This window comes from Tropicimonas sp. IMCC6043, assembly GCF_004146235.1.
GTDB lineage: Bacteria > Pseudomonadota > Alphaproteobacteria > Rhodobacterales > Rhodobacteraceae > Tropicimonas.
Genome location: NZ_SELO01000003.1, coordinates 56,229 through 73,199 on the forward strand (window position 1 = coordinate 56,229; position 16,971 = coordinate 73,199).

12 protein-coding genes are annotated in these 16,971 nt (G+C 66.3%); 10 read left to right on the forward strand and 2 right to left on the reverse strand.

Annotation, left to right across the window (positions count from 1 at the left end):
• The first annotated feature begins 6 nt into the window (after positions 1-6).
• From EU800_RS04570 to EU800_RS04585, 4 genes are all read left to right on the forward strand, one after another.
• Complete coding sequence (locus EU800_RS04570) at positions 7-1,614, forward strand: ABC transporter substrate-binding protein (protein WP_129629016.1); 1,608 nt, start codon at positions 7-9, stop codon at positions 1,612-1,614.
• Between the two features lie 179 nt (positions 1,615-1,793).
• The gene (locus EU800_RS04575) at positions 1,794-2,750 is read left to right on the forward strand and encodes an ABC transporter permease (RefSeq protein WP_129629018.1); all 957 of its coding nucleotides are present in this window, start codon (positions 1,794-1,796) and stop codon (positions 2,748-2,750) included.
• Positions 2,751-2,760: 10 nt separating this feature from the next.
• Positions 2,761-3,825 (forward strand): ABC transporter permease, encoded by a 1,065-nt coding sequence (locus tag EU800_RS04580; protein ID WP_129629020.1) that lies wholly within the window; start codon positions 2,761-2,763, stop codon positions 3,823-3,825.
• 1 nt (position 3,826) lies between these two features.
• Entirely contained in the window at positions 3,827-5,488 is a 1,662-nt protein-coding gene (locus tag EU800_RS04585; protein ID WP_129629022.1) for an ABC transporter ATP-binding protein, read from the forward strand.
• A gap of 187 nt (positions 5,489-5,675) precedes the next feature.
• On the opposite strand, the gene EU800_RS27885 is transcribed toward EU800_RS04585, so the two are convergent.
• The gene (locus EU800_RS27885; RefSeq protein ID WP_256369752.1) at positions 5,676-5,798 is read right to left on the reverse strand and encodes a hypothetical protein; all 123 of its coding nucleotides are present in this window, start codon (positions 5,796-5,798) and stop codon (positions 5,676-5,678) included.
• Positions 5,799-6,307: 509 nt separating this feature from the next.
• Between EU800_RS27885 and EU800_RS04590 the strand changes: the two genes are divergently transcribed.
• From EU800_RS04590 to EU800_RS04600, 3 genes are read left to right on the forward strand one after another with little or no spacing between them, the layout of a single operon-like run.
• Positions 6,308-9,655 (forward strand): DUF2126 domain-containing protein, encoded by a 3,348-nt coding sequence (locus tag EU800_RS04590; protein ID WP_129629024.1) that lies wholly within the window; start codon positions 6,308-6,310, stop codon positions 9,653-9,655.
• Positions 9,656-9,673: 18 nt separating this feature from the next.
• Positions 9,674-12,058, forward strand: coding sequence for a circularly permuted type 2 ATP-grasp protein (locus EU800_RS04595; protein ID WP_129629026.1), 2,385 nt, complete (start codon positions 9,674-9,676; stop codon positions 12,056-12,058).
• Between the two features lie 7 nt (positions 12,059-12,065).
• Positions 12,066-12,944: a transglutaminase family protein gene (locus tag EU800_RS04600; protein WP_129629028.1), complete on the forward strand. Its 879-nt coding sequence runs from the start codon at positions 12,066-12,068 to the stop codon at positions 12,942-12,944.
• A gap of 42 nt (positions 12,945-12,986) precedes the next feature.
• On the opposite strand, the gene EU800_RS04605 is transcribed toward EU800_RS04600, so the two are convergent.
• The gene (locus EU800_RS04605; RefSeq protein WP_129629030.1) at positions 12,987-13,292 is read right to left on the reverse strand and encodes a hypothetical protein; all 306 of its coding nucleotides are present in this window, start codon (positions 13,290-13,292) and stop codon (positions 12,987-12,989) included.
• 258 nt (positions 13,293-13,550) lie between these two features.
• Here EU800_RS04605 and EU800_RS04610 point away from each other — a divergent pair, with 258 nt between their 5' ends.
• The 3 genes from EU800_RS04610 to EU800_RS04620 are packed head-to-tail and all read left to right on the forward strand — an operon-like array spanning position 13,551 to position 16,828.
• Complete coding sequence (locus tag EU800_RS04610; RefSeq protein WP_129629032.1) at positions 13,551-14,096, forward strand: TRAP transporter small permease subunit; 546 nt, start codon at positions 13,551-13,553, stop codon at positions 14,094-14,096.
• Positions 14,089-15,705 carry a TRAP transporter large permease subunit gene (locus tag EU800_RS04615; RefSeq protein ID WP_129629034.1) on the forward strand — a complete coding sequence of 539 codons (1,617 nt, stop codon included), beginning with the start codon at positions 14,089-14,091 and terminating at the stop codon, positions 15,703-15,705. The genes EU800_RS04610 and EU800_RS04615 overlap by 8 nt, the downstream gene beginning before the upstream one ends.
• 58 nt (positions 15,706-15,763) lie before the next feature.
• A complete protein-coding gene (locus tag EU800_RS04620; protein WP_129629036.1) occupies positions 15,764-16,828 on the forward strand; it encodes a TRAP transporter substrate-binding protein in 1,065 nt (354 codons plus the stop codon).
• Positions 16,829-16,971 lie beyond the last annotated feature (143 nt).

A 16,971-nucleotide genomic window follows, 5' to 3' on the forward strand; every position in this document is an offset into this window, starting at 1 on the left:
TTAGAAATGACCAAGACGAACCGCTTCCTGATTGACAGGATTTCCGATGCCGCGCGCACGGGCAGCATCTCGCGCCGCGACTTCATCAATACGTCGATTGCTGCGGGCCTGACGGCCACTACGGCCACGGGCCTGTGGACCACAAAGGCGGCAGCACAGCCGAAACAGGGCGGCACGTTCCGCTGGGGTCTGCATGACGGCAACACCTCGGACAATCATGATCCGGGCACCTATGTCACCCGGCAGATGATCTATCTTGCCCATACCCATCGTTCCTACCTGACGATGATCATGGGCGACGGATCGCTCGGGCCGGACCTCGCCGACAGCTGGTCGGCCTCCGCCGACGCGTCGGAATGGACCTTCGAGATCAACCCGGACGCCACCTTCCACAGCGGCAAGAAATGCACGGCCGATGATGTCATCGCCTCGCTGAACCATCACCGCGGCGAAAGCACGACCTCGGCGGCCAAGGCACTGCTGACCGATGTCGTCGAGATCACCAAGGACGGCGACCACACCGTCAAGATCAAGCTCAACGGCGGCAATGCCGACCTGCCCTGGCTGATGACCGACTATCACTTCGCCATCTGCCCGGCCAACGAGGACGGCACGATCGACTGGCAGTCCGGCGACGGAACCGGCCCCTACAAGATTGACGGCGGCGATTTCGGCGTGCAATGGCAGCTCTCGCGCCACGACGGCTGGCATCGCGAGGGCGCCTATTTCGACAAGGTCGAGATCCTCGTCCTCAACGATCCGAACGCCCGTCAGACCGCGCTTGTCACCGGCGACGTGGACGCTGTCTCGCTGATCGAGCTCAAGACCATGGCGCTTCTGCAGCGCGATCCGAACATCAACATCCACAACATCCCTTCGGCCGGTGCCATCACCATGCCGATGTTCTGCGACACACCGCCCTTCGACAATGTCGACGTGCGCAATGCGCTGAAGCTCTCCATCAACCGCGACGAGATCATCGAGAAGATCGCCTTCGGCGCGGCCACCAAGGGCAACGACTTCCACCATTCGCCGGCCCAGCCCTACTGGCCCGACGACATCCCGCAGCGCGAGTATGATCCCGACCAGGCGAGATCGCTCCTGAAGAAGGCGGGAGCCGAGGGGCTGACGGTCAGCATCTCGACCGCCGACAGCGTCTATGCCGGCGCGGTGGACATGGCGGTCCTCTATTCGGAGCAGGCCAAGGCCTCGGGCATCAACGTCAACGTCGTGCGCGAGCCCAATGACGGCTACTACTCGGATGTCTGGCTGGTGAAGCCCTTCACCCTCGTGTCCTGGGGCGCACGCCCGACGCCGGACGTCATGTACACTTTGGCCTACAAGGCCGATGCGGCCTGGAACGAGAGCCATTTCAACAACGAACGGTTCAACGAACTGCTGCTGATGGGCAAGGCCGAGCTCGACGACGCCAAGCGCGCCGAGATCTATCGCGAGATGGCGATCATCCTCCGCGACGAGGGCGGCACCATCATCCCGTTCTTCAACAACTTCGTCTATGCCAGCCGCTCCAATATCGGCACGCCCGATGCACTCGCGGCGAGCTGGGAATGTGACGGAGCCCGCGCCGCCAGCCGCTGGTGGTCCGTCGGCTGATACAAGATGGCGATGCCCCGGCGCGGTGACCGCGCCGGGGCAAGCCTTTCCGGGGGCATAGAGCGGCCGCGCTTGACAGCCATGCCCCGGAGGCGGCCTCCTGTCTGCGCTGGCCCGCCTTGTTCAATGAAACAACCGATCCCGACTGCCGGTCGTCGGGCGGATTTCCGGAGGGACATATGGGCGACCTATCACGGTTGGTCTTAAAGCGGCTCGGTTTCGGACTGCTCACGATCCTCGTCGTCTCGGTGCTGATCTTCTTCGCCGTGGAACTGCTGCCGGGCGACATCGCCCAGGCCGTGCTCGGACAGGGCGCGACCGAAGAAACCGTCGCCGCGATGCGCGAACAGCTCGGGCTCGACCGTCCGGCGCCGGTGCGGTATTTCGAATGGCTCTTCGGCGCCATCCAGGGCGATTTCGGCGTCTCGCTGGTGTCAGGTGAGCGCGTCAGCGCGGCAATCTCGGGCCGCTTCGTCAACACGCTTTTCCTCGCCTCCTACGCGGCGGTGATCGCGGTGCCGATCTCAATCCTGCTCGGAGTCTTCACCGCGCTCTACCGCAACACGATCTTCGACCGGGTCGCCAACGTGGCGACGCTCTCAACGATCTCCTCGCCAGAATTCTTTCTCGGCTACATCCTCATCCTCTTCCTGGCCATTCGCGCCGCCGCCTTCCCGGCGATCTCGAGCATCTCAGGCGACATGTCTTTGGTCGATCTTCTCTACCGGACGTTTCTGCCGATGCTGACGCTCGTCCTCGTCGTCACGGCGCACATGATGCGGATGACACGGGCCGCGATCATCAACCTGCTCGCCTCGCCCTATATCGAGATGGCCCGCCTCAAGGGCACCCCACCCTGGAAGGTGATCGTCAAGCACGCTCTGCCCAATGCCTGGGCGCCGATCATCAACGTGGTGGCGCTCAACCTCGCCTATCTGGTCACCGGCGTGGTGCTCGTCGAGGTGGTCTTCGTCTATCCCGGCATCGGCCAACTCCTCGTCGACGCGGTGGCCAAGCGGGACTTCCCGGTGGTGCAGGCCTGCTGCCTGATCTTCGCGGCGACCTTTATCCTCCTGAACCTTTCGGCGGATGTCGGGGCGATCCTGACCAACCCGCGCCTGCGGCACCCGAAGTGAGGACAGAAACATGAGCACATTCGTCGTCCTCTACTACACCGCGCTGATCGGCGCATCCTGCCTCGCGGCCTATTACGAGAAGCGCAGCGTCTTCATGCTGATCTTCTCGCTCACCCTCGTCTCCTTCGTTCTCGGGATCATCGGCGGCGTCGGCGCCCTGCGCTTCGTTGCCCTCTCCGCGGGCCTGCTCGCGCTCGCCGCCGGCACCGCCTATGCCTTCCGCGAATTCCTGATCCAGATCTCGAAACCGAACCTCGCCAAGGAGCTGCGCACCGCGCCACTCACCGCCGCCTTCGGCATGTTCGTGATCTTCACCTATGCGATCGCCGGCATCTTCGCACCCTGGATCGCGCCGCATGGCGAAGCCGAGGTCATTGGCCAGGCCTTCCAGCCGCCCGACGCCAACATGCTGCTCGGCGCCGACCAGTTGGGCCGCGACATGTTCAGCCGGATCATCTACGGCGCGCGCAACTCGGTGGGCCTGGCGCTGATCGCCACCCTGCTCGCCTTCCTGATGGGCACGATGGCGGGTCTCTTCGCCGCCGTCAAAGGCGGCTGGTTCGACCAGGTGATGGGCCGCGTGGCGGATGTCATCATGTCGGTCCCGTCGCTGATCTTCGCGCTGCTGATGCTGTCGATCTTCGGCACCGGTCTGCATGTGATCGTCGTCGTCGTCGCCGTGATCTACTCGCCGCGGGTGTTCCGCCTCACCCGAGCGGTGGCCGGCAACATCGTGGTTATGGACTTTATCGAGGCGGCGAAGCTACGCGGCGAGAAGGACTGGTATCTGATCCGCCGCGAGATCCTGCCCAACGCGACCGCCCCGCTGATCGCCGAGTTCGGCCTGGAGTTCTGCTTCGTCTTCCTGCTGATCGCGGGGCTCAGCTTCCTCGGCCTGGGCATTCAGCCGCCTACCGCGGACTGGGGCTCGATGGTGCGCGAGAACGCGACGCTGATCTCCTTCGGAGACATCACCCCGCTGATCCCCGCCGGCGCCATCGCGCTGCTGACGGTCGCGGTCAATTTCGTGGTCGACTGGATGCTCTTCCGCACCTCCGGCCTGAAGGAGCAGTAAGATGCACGACAAGTTCAAGAACGCGGAGGTCCTCCTGCAGATCAAGGACCTCAAGATCGAGGGCTACTCCGACGAGACCTGGGTGCCGATCATCAAGGGCGTGGACCTCACGCTCCATCGCGGCGAGGTCATGGGCCTGATCGGCGAAAGCGGCGCCGGCAAATCCACCATCGGCGCCGCCGCGATGGGATATGCCCGCGACGGCACCCGGATCTCGGACGGCTCGATCGAGTTCGACGGGATGGAGCTGACCACCGCCTCGGAGGCCGAGCGGCGGGCGCTGCGCGGCTCGCGCATCGCCTATGTCGCGCAATCGGCCGCGGCCTCGTTCAACCCGAGCCACAAGATCATCGACCAGCATACCGAGGCACCAGTCCACTACCGGATCCGCAAGCGGTTCGAGGCGCAGGAGGACGCGATGCAGCTCTACGAACAGCTGCGCCTGCCCAACCCCAAGGAGATCGGCTTCCGCTATCCGCACCAGGTCTCGGGCGGCCAGCTGCAGCGAGCGATGACGGCCATGGCGATGTCCTGTCGCCCCGATCTCATCATCTTCGACGAGCCGACAACGGCGCTTGACGTGACCACGCAGATCGAGGTTCTGGCCGCCATCCGCGATATCGTCGACGAGTTCAACACCGCCGCGATCTACATCACCCACGACCTCGCGGTCGTGGCGCAGATGGCCGACACGATCAAGGTGCTGCTGCGGGGCGAGGAGGTCGAACAGGCTCCAACCAGGCAGATGCTCGACAACCCGCAGGAGGATTACACCAAGAGCCTCTGGGCGGTGCGCAGCTTCCACTCCGAGCAGCGCCACCGGCCGACCGACGGCACCGAGCCGCTCATCTCGGTGCAGAACGTGGACGCGGCCTATACCGGCGGCGTGAAGGTGCTCGACGATGTCTCCTTCGACATCTACCCGGGCATGACAGTCGCGGTGGTGGGTGAATCCGGCTCCGGCAAGTCGACCACGGCGCGCTGCATCACCGGCCTTCTGCCGCCGATGTCGGGCCAGATCCTCTGCAAGGGCGAGCCTCTGCCGCCGCGCTACAAGGACCGCACCCGCGACCAACTGCGCCAGGCGCAGATGATCTATCAGATGGCCGACACGGCGCTGAACCCGAAGGTCAAGATCAGCGAGATCATCGGCCGTCCGGCGCAGTTCTACGGCGGCTTGCACGGACCCGCGCTCAAGCAGCGGGTGGACGAGCTTCTCGACCTGATCGAACTTGATCCGGCGAAGTTCTATTCCCGCTACCCGCCCGAGCTCTCCGGGGGACAGAAACAGAGGATCGGCATCGCCCGGGCGCTCGCCGCCGAACCCGAGTTCATCATCTGCGACGAGGTGACGAGCGCTCTCGACCAGCTCGTCGCCGAAGGCATCCTGAAACTGCTCGACCGGTTGCAGCAGGAGCTGGGGCTGGCCTACATGTTCATCACCCACGATCTCGCGACGGTTCGCTCGATCGCCGACGAAGTGGTGGTGATGCAACATGGCAAGGTGGTCGAACAGGGGCCGAAGGACGAGATGTTCACTCCGCCGCACCATCCCTATACCGACCTGTTGCTCTCCTCGGTGCCGGAGATGGATCCGGAATGGCTCACCACGGTGCTCGAGGAGCGGGGTGTCGACAATATCGGCGAAGCAGCGGATACCTGATCCGTCAGATCACGCGCGGTGGGGGGCACCCCCGCCGCGCCATCCCGCTGGCCGGCGGTCTTGCCTTGGCCCGACAAACGGCGAAGATGTTCTGCGCGCGCAGAACCGATCGCGCCGCGATACAGTTGGTGCGCGGTCACGGCAACGAATTAAACCGGCTGAAAGGGAGTTTTCTCTACGCCCGTCCTCAGATGATCGCCGAGGCCGACACGGCCAGTGTGGCGACAAGGACGCCATAGATCATCAGGAGCGCCGGCAGGGTGCCAGCACGCGCACGGTATTCCCGGATCATGTAATCGCGTGTCAGCATCACGGCCTCCATCAGACGAGCAAACCCCGGTCGCCCCGGGTGTCGAATCCGACCTAGGGGCTCGGTTTGCCCCGATCAAGGAAAATTCCGCCGATCGGTGAACAATTCGTGGGCACCCTCGAAATGGGGTCGCAAATGAGACAGGATCGTCGCAAACGGACCCGAACCGGCCGCAGGAAAAAACCGACCTGTCGCCTTGAAGCAACGCCACCTGCGCCACCGGACAACACGGCGCGCGCGTCGATTCGATACAGAACGTTCCCGCGGCCCGATCCAAGACCCGACCCTGATCCCGGACCGGCACGCATGCGGCGCGGGAAGCTCGTCCGGCAGGCCGGTCCGCGGGCAAAACGGCCGCCGCCGCTTTGTCCGGGAGAATCTGCCTGCCATTTGTGCATCTGCCCGCCTCACAGCCGCATTGCCGCAAAATCGAGCCGTTCGTGCATTTACCGCTCGAACCGGTGCGGAATTCCGTGTTTGCCTGAGCGGAGCCATAACCGGAGAACTTCATGTCGATCACCGCGGCGATCTATCACCTGACGCATTACAAATACGACCGCCCCGTTACGCTCGGGCCGCAGATCATCCGCCTCAGACCGGCGCCGCACAGCCGGACGCGCGTGATCTCGCATTCGCTCAAGGTCTCGCCCTCCGATCACTTCGTGAACCACCAGCAGGATCCCTATGGCAACTGGCTGGCCCGCTTCGTCTTCCCCGAGCCGGTGCGCGAGCTGAAGATCGAGGTCGACCTGGTGGCCGATATGTCGGTTTACAACCCCTTCGATTTCTTCGTCGAGGAGCGGGCCAACCACCTGCCCTTCGACTATCCCGACGAGCTGACCGAGGATCTGTCGATCTACATGTGGCCGGAGCCTGCCGGCAAGAAGCTGAAGGCGTTCCTCGAGACGATCACCTTCGACCCCGAACAGACGACGGTCGACTTCCTCGTCGCGCTCAACATGCGGCTGGAGAAGATGATCGAATACGTCATCCGCATGGAGCCCGGCGTGCAGACGCCGGAGGAGACGCTAACGGTCGGCAAGGGATCCTGCCGCGACACCTCTTGGTTGCTGGTGCAGATCCTGCGTCACCTCGGTATCGCCGCGCGTTTCGTCTCGGGCTACCTGATCCAGCTCGAGCCCGACCTCAAGGCGCTCGATGGCCCCTCGGGCACCGATCACGACTTCACCGACCTGCACGCCTGGTGCGAGGCCTATATCCCCGGCGCCGGCTGGATCGGGCTCGACCCGACCTCCGGCCTGCTGACCGGCGAGAGCCATATCCCGCTCGCCGCCACGCCCCACTATCGTAACGCCGCGCCGATCTCCGGCATGGCGAGCGAGGCCAAGGTCGAGTTTGACTTCGACATGCAGGTCATCCGCACCGTCGAGCATCCGCGCATCACCAAGCCCTTCCCGCAGGACAGCTGGGAGAAGCTCGACGCGCTCGGCAAGACGGTCGATACCGTGCTGACCGAGGGCGACGTGCGGCTCACCATGGGCGGCGAGCCGACCTTCGTCTCGATCGACGATTTCGAGAGCGACGAGTGGAACACCGCCGCCGTCGGCCCGACCAAGCGGGGCCTCGCCGACGACCTGATCCGCCGGCTGCGCGACCGTTTCGCGCCGGGCGGCTTCCTGCATTACGGCCAGGGCAAGTGGTATCCGGGAGAGAGCCTGCCGCGCTGGACCTTCTCGCTCTACTGGCGCCGCGACGAGGTGCCGATCTGGCGCAACCCCGACCTGATCGCCCGCGAGAAGGCGAAGAACGAGGTCGGGCCGGCCGAGGCCGAGGCGGTGCTGCGCCACATCGCCGAGAGCATCGACGTCGACCCGGACCACGTTCAGCCGGCCTACGAGGACCCGGCCGAATGGATCATCCGGGAAGGCAACCTGCCGGACAACGTCACGCCGGAGAACTCCAAGCTGAAGGATCCCGAGGCGCGTCACCGCATCGCCCGGGTGTTCGAGCGCGGACTGACCGAGCCGACCGGCATGGTGCTGCCCGTGCAGCGCTGGCAGACCCGCGCCGCCGGCGGATGGGTGTCTGAGCTTTGGCGCACAAGGCGCGGAAAACTATACCTTATTCCAGGCGACAGCCCGGTCGGTTTCCGGCTGCCGCTGGAGGCGCTGCCCTATATCCCCGCGGGCGCCTACCCGTTCCATTTCCCGCCCGACCCGGCGAACCAGGAGGGCCCGCTGCCGGTCTTCCAGACCCGTCCGCGCCGACGCCATTCCGAGGAACCGGACGTGACCCCGGGACATCGCCAGGCGGTCAGCTTTACGCCTGGTGCGCGGGTTCAGGAGCGCAACGAAATGGAGACGCCGACCGGCGGCATCGTCCGCACTGCGATGTCGGTGGAGCCGCGGGATGGGCGGCTCTGCATCTTCATGCCGCCCACGGAGCGGATCGAAGATTACCTCGAGCTGGTCGCCGCGGCCGAACAGGCGGCCGAGGATCTCGAGTTGCCGGTCCATATCGAGGGCTACGCGCCGCCGAACGACCCGCGGATCAACGTCATCCGCGTCGCCCCCGACCCCGGCGTGATCGAGGTAAACGTCCACCCCGCCCATAGCTGGGAGGATTGCAAGGATATCACCAACGCGGTCTACGAGGAGGCCCGCCTCTGCCGGCTCGGCGCCGACAAGTTCATGATCGATGGGCGGCATTGCGGCACGGGAGGTGGCAACCATGTCGTGGTCGGCGGCTCGACACCGCTCGATTCGCCCTTCCTGCGCCGTCCGGACCTCCTGAAATCGCTGATCCTCTACTGGCAGCGCCACCCCTCGCTCTCCTATCTCTTCGCCGGCCTCTTCATCGGCCCGACCTCCCAGGCGCCGCGGATCGACGAGGCGCGCCATGACAGCCTCTACGAGCTCGAGATCGCGCTCGACCAGATCCAGGCGCCGGGCCACGGCGACGTGCCGCCGCCCTGGCTTACCGACCGGCTGCTGCGCAACATCCTCATCGACGTGACCGGCAATACTCACCGCGCCGAGATCTGCATCGACAAGCTCTATTCGCCCGACGGACCGACCGGCCGGCTCGGCCTTGTCGAGTTCCGCGGTTTCGAGATGCCGCCCGACCCGCGGATGTCCCTCGCCCAGCAATTGCTGATCCGGGCGATCATCGCGCGGCATTGGCAGAACCCGGCGCATGGCGCACCGATCCGCTGGGGCACGCGGCTCCACGACCGGTTCATGCTGCCGCATTTCGTCTGGGAAGACTTCCTCGACGTGCTGCGCGACCTCTCGGACCACGGCTTTGCCATGGACCCGGCCTGGTTCAAGGCGCAGGCGGAGTTCCGTTTCCCGTTCTGCGGCGAGATCGAATACGAGGGCGTGCATCTGGAGATCCGGCAAGCGCTCGAGCCCTGGCATGTGCTGGGCGAGACCGGCGCCATCGGCGGCACGGTGCGCTACACCGACAGTTCGGTGGAACGGCTGCAGGCGCAGCTCACCACCTCCGATCCGGAGCGCTATGCCGTGACCTGCAACGGCCGCCGCCTGCCCCTGCAGCAGACGGGCACCGGCGGGGTCTCGGTCGCTGCGGTGCGCTACAAGGCCTGGCAGCCGCCCGAGGCGCTGCACCCGGTGCTGCCGATCGACGCGCCGCTCGTCTTCGACATCTTCGACACGTGGACCGGCCACGCGCTCGGCGGCTGCACCTATCACGTCGCGCATCCGGGTGGGCGCAATTACGACACGTTCCCAGTCAACGGCAATGAAGCGCAGGCCCGGCGCCTTGCCCGCTTCGAGCCGCACGGCCATACTCCCGGCAGCTACCTGCCGCCGGCCGAGCTGCCGCACCGGGAATTCCCGATGACACTCGACCTGCGGCGTCCCCCCGGCCTCTGATTCCGGAGATCCGCCGTCATGAGCGAAGCCCCCGAGGCAGACCGGCGCGACCCGGTCGCCCGATTCCTGAAGGACTACCGCCCGCCGGCGGGGGTGCCCGACGAGCTGATCGGCGCGGACGGTTCCGTGCGCCCGGTCTGGGCGGGCTTCATCAAGCGGCTGGCATCCATGACGCCGGAACGGCTGGCGTCGCGCATGGCGCATGGCGACCAGTATCTGCGCGACGCGGGCGTCTATTACCGGCGCTACGGGCCGCAGGACACCGGTCAGCGCGACTGGCCGCTGAGCCACTGCCCGCTGCTCGTCGCCGAGGAGGACTGGAGCGAGATCGCCGCAGGGCTGACGGAACGCGCCGATTTGCTGGAGCGGATCTGCGCCGACCTCTACGGGGCGAACCGGCTGGTCGAGCAGGGCCACCTGCCCGCCTCGCTGATCGCGCAGAGCCCGGAATGGCTGCGCCCGCTGGTCGGGGTGACGCCGCGCTCGGGCCATTTCCTGCATTTCGTCGCGTTCGACATCGGGCGCGGCCCCGACGGCAAATGGTGGGTGCTCTCCGACCGCACCCAGGCGCCCTCCGGCGCCGGCTTCGCGCTGGAGAACCGGATTGCCACGCAGCGGGTCTATTCCGACGTCTTCGCTGCCGCCAATGTCACGCGGCTCGCGGGCTTCTTCCGCGCCTTCCGCGACACGATGACGGGCATGCTGGAGGAAGGCGAAGACCGTGTCGGCATCCTCACGCCCGGGCCGCTGAACGAGACCTATTTCGAACATGCCTATATCGCGCGTTATCTCGGTTTCGCGCTGCTGCAGGGCGAAGACCTGACGATGCACGATGGCCGTGCCATGGTGCGCACCATCGAGGGGCTGCGGCCGATCTCGGTGCTGTGGCGGCGACTCGACGCGGCTTGGGCGGATCCGCTGGAGCTCAACGAGGGCTCACAACTGGGCACGCCGGGACTGCTCCGCGCGATCCGCGACGGCCGCCTGACGATGGTCAACGCGCTCGGCGCCGGCATCCTGGAAACCCGGGCGCTGATGGCCTTCTTGCCGCGGCTGAGCCAGCTTCTCGACGGCCAACCGCTCCGGATTCCCAATATCGCGACATGGTGGTGCGGCCAGCCGTCCGAACGCGCCCATGTCCGCAGCAACGCCGAGATGATGATGATCTCGCCGGCGCAGGCCACCGGGCTCGCGCACGAGACCGCAGCGATGGCATCGGCCGAGGCGGAGGACATCGCCGCCTGGATCGAGCGCGAGGGTCCCTCACTGGTCGGTCAGGAGCGGATCCACCTGTCCACCGCGCCCGCCTTCGTCGACGGCACCCTGGTACCGCGGCCGATGAGCCTTCGGGTCTACCTCGCGCGCACCGCCAGCGGCTGGCGGGCAATGCCCGGCGGCTATGCGCGGATCGGCATGACGGCGGAAGCGAACGACCTGGCGATGCAGGAAGGCGGCCGCGTCGCCGATGTCTGGATCATCGGGCGCACGACGGAACCGGCCGAGACGATGCAGCCCGCCTATTCCGGCGCGATCTCCCGCGCGCCGCTGGCCCCCCTGCCGAGCCGGGCCGCCGACAACCTGTTCTGGCTCGGCCGCTATGTCGAACGAGCCGAGCACCTAGTGCGGGTGCTGCGCGCCCTCCACGCCCGGCTCGCCGAGACCGAAGCCCCCGACGCGCCGTTGCTGCGGCGGACGGCGAAATATCTCGACAGTTTCGGCTGTGACATGGACCAGCCGGTGCCGGAGGCGCTGGTCGAGGCGATCTCCGCGGCCTTCGGAAGTGCCGGCCATGTCGGTGACCGCTTCTCGGTCGACGGCGCGCTGGCGCTCGGCGACCTGACCCGCACCGCCGAGGAATTCGCGCTCCGCGTCGAGGCCGGAGACGACGCCGCCCGCGCGATGAGCGTGCTACTGCGCAAGCTCTCGGGGTTCGGCGGGCTGGTGCATGACAACATGTATCGCTTCTCGGGCTGGCGGTTCATCAGCCTCGGCCGGGCGATGGAACGCGCCAGCACGATGTGCGCCTGCCTGGCGGTCTTTGCCGACGCGGCGGCGCCCGAAGGGGCGCTCGACCTCGCGGTCGAGGTCGGCGACAGCCTCGTTACTCACCACCGGCGCTACGCGGTAGCGACCAGTCGCGCGACCGTGGTGGACCTGCTCGCACTCGACGCGCTCAACCCGCGCGCCGTGCTCTGCCAGTTCGACCATATCGAGGCCCACCTGGCAAAGCTGCCCGGCACCGGGCGACATCGGCCGATGTCGCCGCTGACCCGCGCGGTCCTGCGCGCCCGCACCGACCTCGCGCTGCAGACGCCGGAGACGCTCGATTCGGCGGCGCTGCGGCGGCTCGAGGACGAGATCCGCGAGATGTCCGACCAGCTCACGCTGGCCTACCTGACCTGAGGGGCCGATGCTCTACGACATCCGAATGACCATCCGCTACCAGTATCCCAGCCACGCCACCGCGGGGCGCTACCTGCTGCGACTGATGCCGGCGGTCCTGCCGGGGGTGCAGCGGGTGATCGCGGGGTCGCTCACGGTCTCGCCCGAGCCGGTCGAGCAGCTTGCGGGGCGGGACTTCTTCGGCAACGAAACCGTCGAGGTGGCGCTTGGCGAACCGCATTGGGAGAGCCGCTTCAGCATCGCCGCACGGGTCGAGCGCCGGCGGATCAGCGACTTGCTGGACGTCTCGCCGAGGCCCGAGGATCTCGCCCGGGACATCGCCGCCCATGCCACGCTCGACGCCAGCGCGCCGCATCACTTCCTCGGCCCCTCCACCCGGGTCCAGCCGACGCCGGAAATGACCGCCTTCGGACGGGAGGCGGCGTCGGGCTCGGCGACGGTCTACGAGATCATCCGGTCGCTGGCCGAGAAGATCCACGACGAGTTCGCCTTCGACCCAAGCGCGACCGAGGTGGACACGCCGGTTCTGGAGGCGTTCGAGGCCCGCCACGGCGTCTGCCAGGATTTCAGCCATGTCATGATTGGTTGCCTGCGCGGCCTCGGCATCCCGGCAGGCTATGTCAGCGGATTCCTGCGAACGATTCCGCCCGAGGGTCAGCCGCGGCTCGAGGGCGCCGATGCGATGCATGCCTGGGTCCGCGCCTGGTGCGGCCACCAGATGGGCTGGGTCGAGTATGACCCGACCAACGCCGTCGAGGTGGCGCGGGACCATGTCGTAATCGCAACCGGGCGGGACTATTCCGATGTCGCCCCGATTCAGGGCGTGATGCGCAGCGCCGGAATGCAGTCGACCGGGCAATCCGTCGACGTCATCCCGCTCGACTGAAACGGCGCCGCTTTTCCTCTACCGTTTCCCAAAGCGACAGCGTCAGCGCATCGCGGCCTTGTAGCGCTCGATGATTCTCGGAAAGAGCTGATACCGCCAGTACGGTGCCGAGATACCGCCGCGCGACCCGCCATCCTCTGCGAACCTCTTGACCAGCACCTGGGTCGACAGCGCGAGGCTGTGGCCGGTCGCCTCCCAGAACGCATTTTCGAGGAGCCGCTCGAATTCCAGTCGCTCGGACGGCGCCTCGACATCGGCGAGATCGCTCGCCAGTTGCCGCCACAATGCATGGTCGCCACGAAGCTCCCAGTGATCCGGTTCATCCGCGAACAGCTCTCCGACACGCATGACTTTCTCTCCCTTGTCGTCTCGAGTTTCTTACCGCCAACCTAGCGCCTGGATGGGGACGCTTCCTTGTTTCAGATCAACGCGGTCCGTCGCAAGACCGCGGCAACATGATCGCGCGAAATCTGCGGCAAAGGGACCCAAAGGCGCAATCGCTTCCGAACGATACGTAGAAATGGCCGATCTGAGCCTTGCGGAACGGGCGGGCATTGGGCATTGCGCTAGCCGGTATTTGGGATGCGCCGGACCAAGGAGATGTGAATGTCGGGCCTGAACCGGACAGCGGCGATCGTGCATCAACTGACCCGGCGTGCCTGCCAGTGGCTGCTGGCGCTGATCTTTGTCGGTCAGCTGGTGGTGGTGATCCTGCGCTACGTCTTCGGCGTCGGCTTCATCGAGCTCCAGGATGCGGTTGCCTACAGCTTCGCCGCTCTCGTCGTGCTCAGCCTGCCGGTGACGCAGGCGATGGATGCGCATGTTCGGGTCGACATCTTCCGCGCTGCCCAGACGCCCCGGACACGGATCTGGTTCGACCGCGTCGGCATCGTCGCCTTTCTGATCCCGGTCTTCGGGCTGACAATCTGGTGGGTCTGGCCCGATATCGCCTATAGCTGGTCGATAGGAGAGACATCCGTCGAGACCGGCGGGCTGCCCGGCCTCTTCCTCGTCAAGTCGATGCTGCCGCTGGCCTGCGGGCTGATGATCCTGCAGGGGCTCGCCGGGTTTGCCGCCGGCCCAGAGGCGCTCGGCCGTGCCATGAGCCGTCCCCCCCAAAGCGACCTGTCGGGAGAGCGGCGGAATGATTGAGAATGCCTGGCTGATCGTCTTCGGAATCGCGCTGCTCGCCGGCATCCTGTCGGGCATTCCGGTCATGCTGGTGCTCGCGGGCGTGCCGATCGCCGTGGCCTATGTCGCCTCTGCCTTCGGCGCCTTCGATCTCAGCTTCCTTCAAGCCTATCCGCAACGCGCTTTCGGGGTGATGCAGAATTCGCTGCTGGTCGCCGTGCCCCTCTTCGTTCTGATGGGCGTGCTGCTCGAACGCTCCCGCGTCGCCGAGCGCACGCTGATGCAGGTCTCGCGCCTGCTCGGCGGATCACCGCGGGCGCTGGCGCTTTCGGTGCTGCTGATCGCGACGCTGATCGCAGCCTCGACCGGCGTCATCGGCGCCACCATCGTCATGCTCGGCATGATCTCGCTGCCGGCGATGCGTCGCGTCGGCGTCCCCGACGGCACCGCGAGCGGTCTGATCTGCGCCTCCGGCACGCTCGGCCAGATCATCCCGCCCTCGATCGTGCTGATCCTGCTCGGCGACCAGGTCTCGAACGCCTATCTCGACGCGCAGCAGCGGGCGGGGAACTTCGCCCCAGACGCGGTCACCGTGGGTGACCTCTTCGCCGGCGCGCTGCTGCCCGGCCTCCTGCTCGTCCTGCTCTACGGCATCTATGTCTCTCTTCGCCTCGCCCGGATTCCGGCGCGGCCCGTCGCGGCGGCGCCCGAGATAGGCCTCTGGGATCTCGCCCGCGAGGTGCTGCCGCCGATCCTGCTGATCCTCGCCGTGCTCGGTTCGATTCTTGCCGGGGTCGCGACGCCGACTGAGGCGGCCGCCATCGGCGTCGCCGGCACGCTGCTCATCACCGCCGCGCGCGTCTCGGCCGCATCCGACACGGACGCCCTTCCCGGAGGGTCGCAGGCCCGCGTGCCGGGCCGGCGCCGTACCCCGAGTTGGCTGCGCCATGTAATGACCGCCACCGGCCTCGTCGGCTTCGGCCTCGTCGCCCTCCGTCTCGCCGGCACCGGCCGGGTCAATATCGCCACCGCCGATCTGTCACTCACCCCAGGCGCCCTGCTCGCCTTGGCGCTGACCGCCTTGCTCGTCGTCGGGCTCGCGCTGTCGGTGCTGGTGCTCACCCGCGCCGGCATCTTCGGCGACGCGCTCGGCCAGGCGGCCAAGGTCTCCGGAATGATCTTCGGCATCGTGCTCGCGGCCTCGATGCTCAGCCTCGTCTTCCGCGGCTTCGGCGGAGACGTCTGGGTGCATGACCTGCTGCTCGGTCTGCCGGGCGACCACATCACCATGCTGATCTTCACCCTTCTGGTGATCTTCCTCATGGGCTTCATCCTCGAATTCATCGAGATCGTCTTCATCGTCGTGCCGCTGGTCGGCCCGATCCTTCTGCAGGACGTCGACCCGGTCTGGTTCGCCGTCCTCGTCGCCCTTAACCTGCAGACCTCCTTCCTCACGCCGCCCTTCGGCTTCGCGCTCTTCTACTTCCGCTCCGCCGCTCCGGAGGAGATCACCACCGCAATGATCTACCGCTCCGTCATCCCCTTCATCCTCATCCAGATCATCGCGCTCGGCGTCGTGTTCCTCTGGCCACCACTGGCGACATGGCTTCCGGGACTGCTCTTCGGCTAACAATCAGGGTAAGACCGAAAATTGGGGCACACTCGGCCCCGCAACAGGGAGAGAACCAATGAAACGACGTACATTTCTCAGGACAGGGGTGCTCGGCGCGCCCGCCGTGGCACTTGCCGCGCCCGCCATCGCGCAGGGCGTGCTGGAGTGGAAATGTCCCAGCTCCTTCCCGGTCAAGGCGCCGGGCATCGGCACCAATGCCGAAACCTTCGTCAACCGCGTCAACGCGATGGCCGACGGCAAGCTGAAGCTGACACTCTATTCCGGCGGCGAACTGGTTCCGCCCTTTGCCGTCGAGGACGCGGTGCAGCAGGGAACCGCCGAGATCGGCCACGGCACGCCCTACTACAATGCCGGCAAGAACTCCGCGGTGCATTTCTTCACCACTATCCCCTTCGGCCTGACCGCCTCCGAGATGACGGCCTGGCTGCGCTATGGCGGCGGACAGGAGCTCTATGACGAGATCTACGCGCAGCGCAACCTGGTGCCGTTCAATTCCGGCAACTCCACGGTCCAGGCCGCCGGCTGGTTCAAGAAGGAGATCAACTCGGTCGAGGATTTCTCCGGCCTCAACATGCGCATCGCCGGTCTCGGCGGAGAAGCCATGCGCAAGCTCGGCGTCAACGCCGTGCTGCTGCCGCCAACCGAGATCTTCCCGGCCTTCCAGTCCGGCGCCATCGACGCCGCCGAATGGGTCGGCCCGATGCTCGACCAGGCCTTCGGCATGAACAAGGTGGCCAATATCTGCTACGCGCCGGCTTTCCACGAGCCGGGCGCCGGGCTCAACGTGGTGGTCAACAAGGACGCCTGGGAGAGCCTCACGCCGGACCTGCAGGAAATCATCCGGTCCGCCGCCGACGCCGCCCATACCGAAACGGTCGCCCAGTTCGACTACTTCAACGCCCAGGCCTACAAGGCGCTGAAGGAATCGGGTGTCGAGTTCAAGGCGTTCCCCGAGGACGTGATTCTGGCGCTGAAAGGCGCGGTCGACGAAGTGCTCGAAGAACAGGCAGCGGCCAATCCGGACTTTGCCCGCTGCCTCGAGAGCTATCGTGCCACGCTGGATATCATGCGCCCCTACGACGCCGATTTCACCGCCCCGAGCATGCTTCAGAGGCTCTGAGCGGCTTCGATTTGCACGGAAAATCCGCACAGGGCGCCCGGCGGGCGCCCTGCGCGCCGCCTCCCGGCACCAGGGTCGGGCGATGAAAAATGCAGCAGGCAGCCCAAATCATGGGCGATCATTGAAAAAGTCAAAAATGCAGC

Bases quoted from the DNA above. Each gene is read 5' to 3' on its own strand.
- EU800_RS04575 (WP_129629018.1), top strand. From the start codon at position 1,794: ATGGGCGACCTATCACGGTTGGTCTTAAAGCGGCTCGGTTTCGGACTG.
- EU800_RS04610 (WP_129629032.1), top strand. From the start codon at position 13,551: ATGTCGGGCCTGAACCGGACAGCGGCGATCGTGCATCAACTGACCCGG.
- EU800_RS04620 (WP_129629036.1), top strand. From the start codon at position 15,764: ATGAAACGACGTACATTTCTCAGGACAGGGGTGCTCGGCGCGCCCGCC.
- EU800_RS04595 (WP_129629026.1), top strand. From the start codon at position 9,674: ATGAGCGAAGCCCCCGAGGCAGACCGGCGCGACCCGGTCGCCCGATTC.
- EU800_RS04615 (WP_129629034.1), top strand. From the start codon at position 14,089: ATGATTGAGAATGCCTGGCTGATCGTCTTCGGAATCGCGCTGCTCGCC.
- EU800_RS27885 (WP_256369752.1), bottom strand. From the start codon at position 5,798: ATGCTGACACGCGATTACATGATCCGGGAATACCGTGCGCGTGCTGGC.
- EU800_RS04585 (WP_129629022.1), top strand. From the start codon at position 3,827: ATGCACGACAAGTTCAAGAACGCGGAGGTCCTCCTGCAGATCAAGGAC.
- EU800_RS04580 (WP_129629020.1), top strand. From the start codon at position 2,761: ATGAGCACATTCGTCGTCCTCTACTACACCGCGCTGATCGGCGCATCC.
- EU800_RS04570 (WP_129629016.1), top strand. From the start codon at position 7: ATGACCAAGACGAACCGCTTCCTGATTGACAGGATTTCCGATGCCGCG.
- EU800_RS04605 (WP_129629030.1), bottom strand. From the start codon at position 13,292: ATGCGTGTCGGAGAGCTGTTCGCGGATGAACCGGATCACTGGGAGCTT.
- EU800_RS04600 (WP_129629028.1), top strand. From the start codon at position 12,066: ATGCTCTACGACATCCGAATGACCATCCGCTACCAGTATCCCAGCCAC.
- EU800_RS04590 (WP_129629024.1), top strand. From the start codon at position 6,308: ATGTCGATCACCGCGGCGATCTATCACCTGACGCATTACAAATACGAC.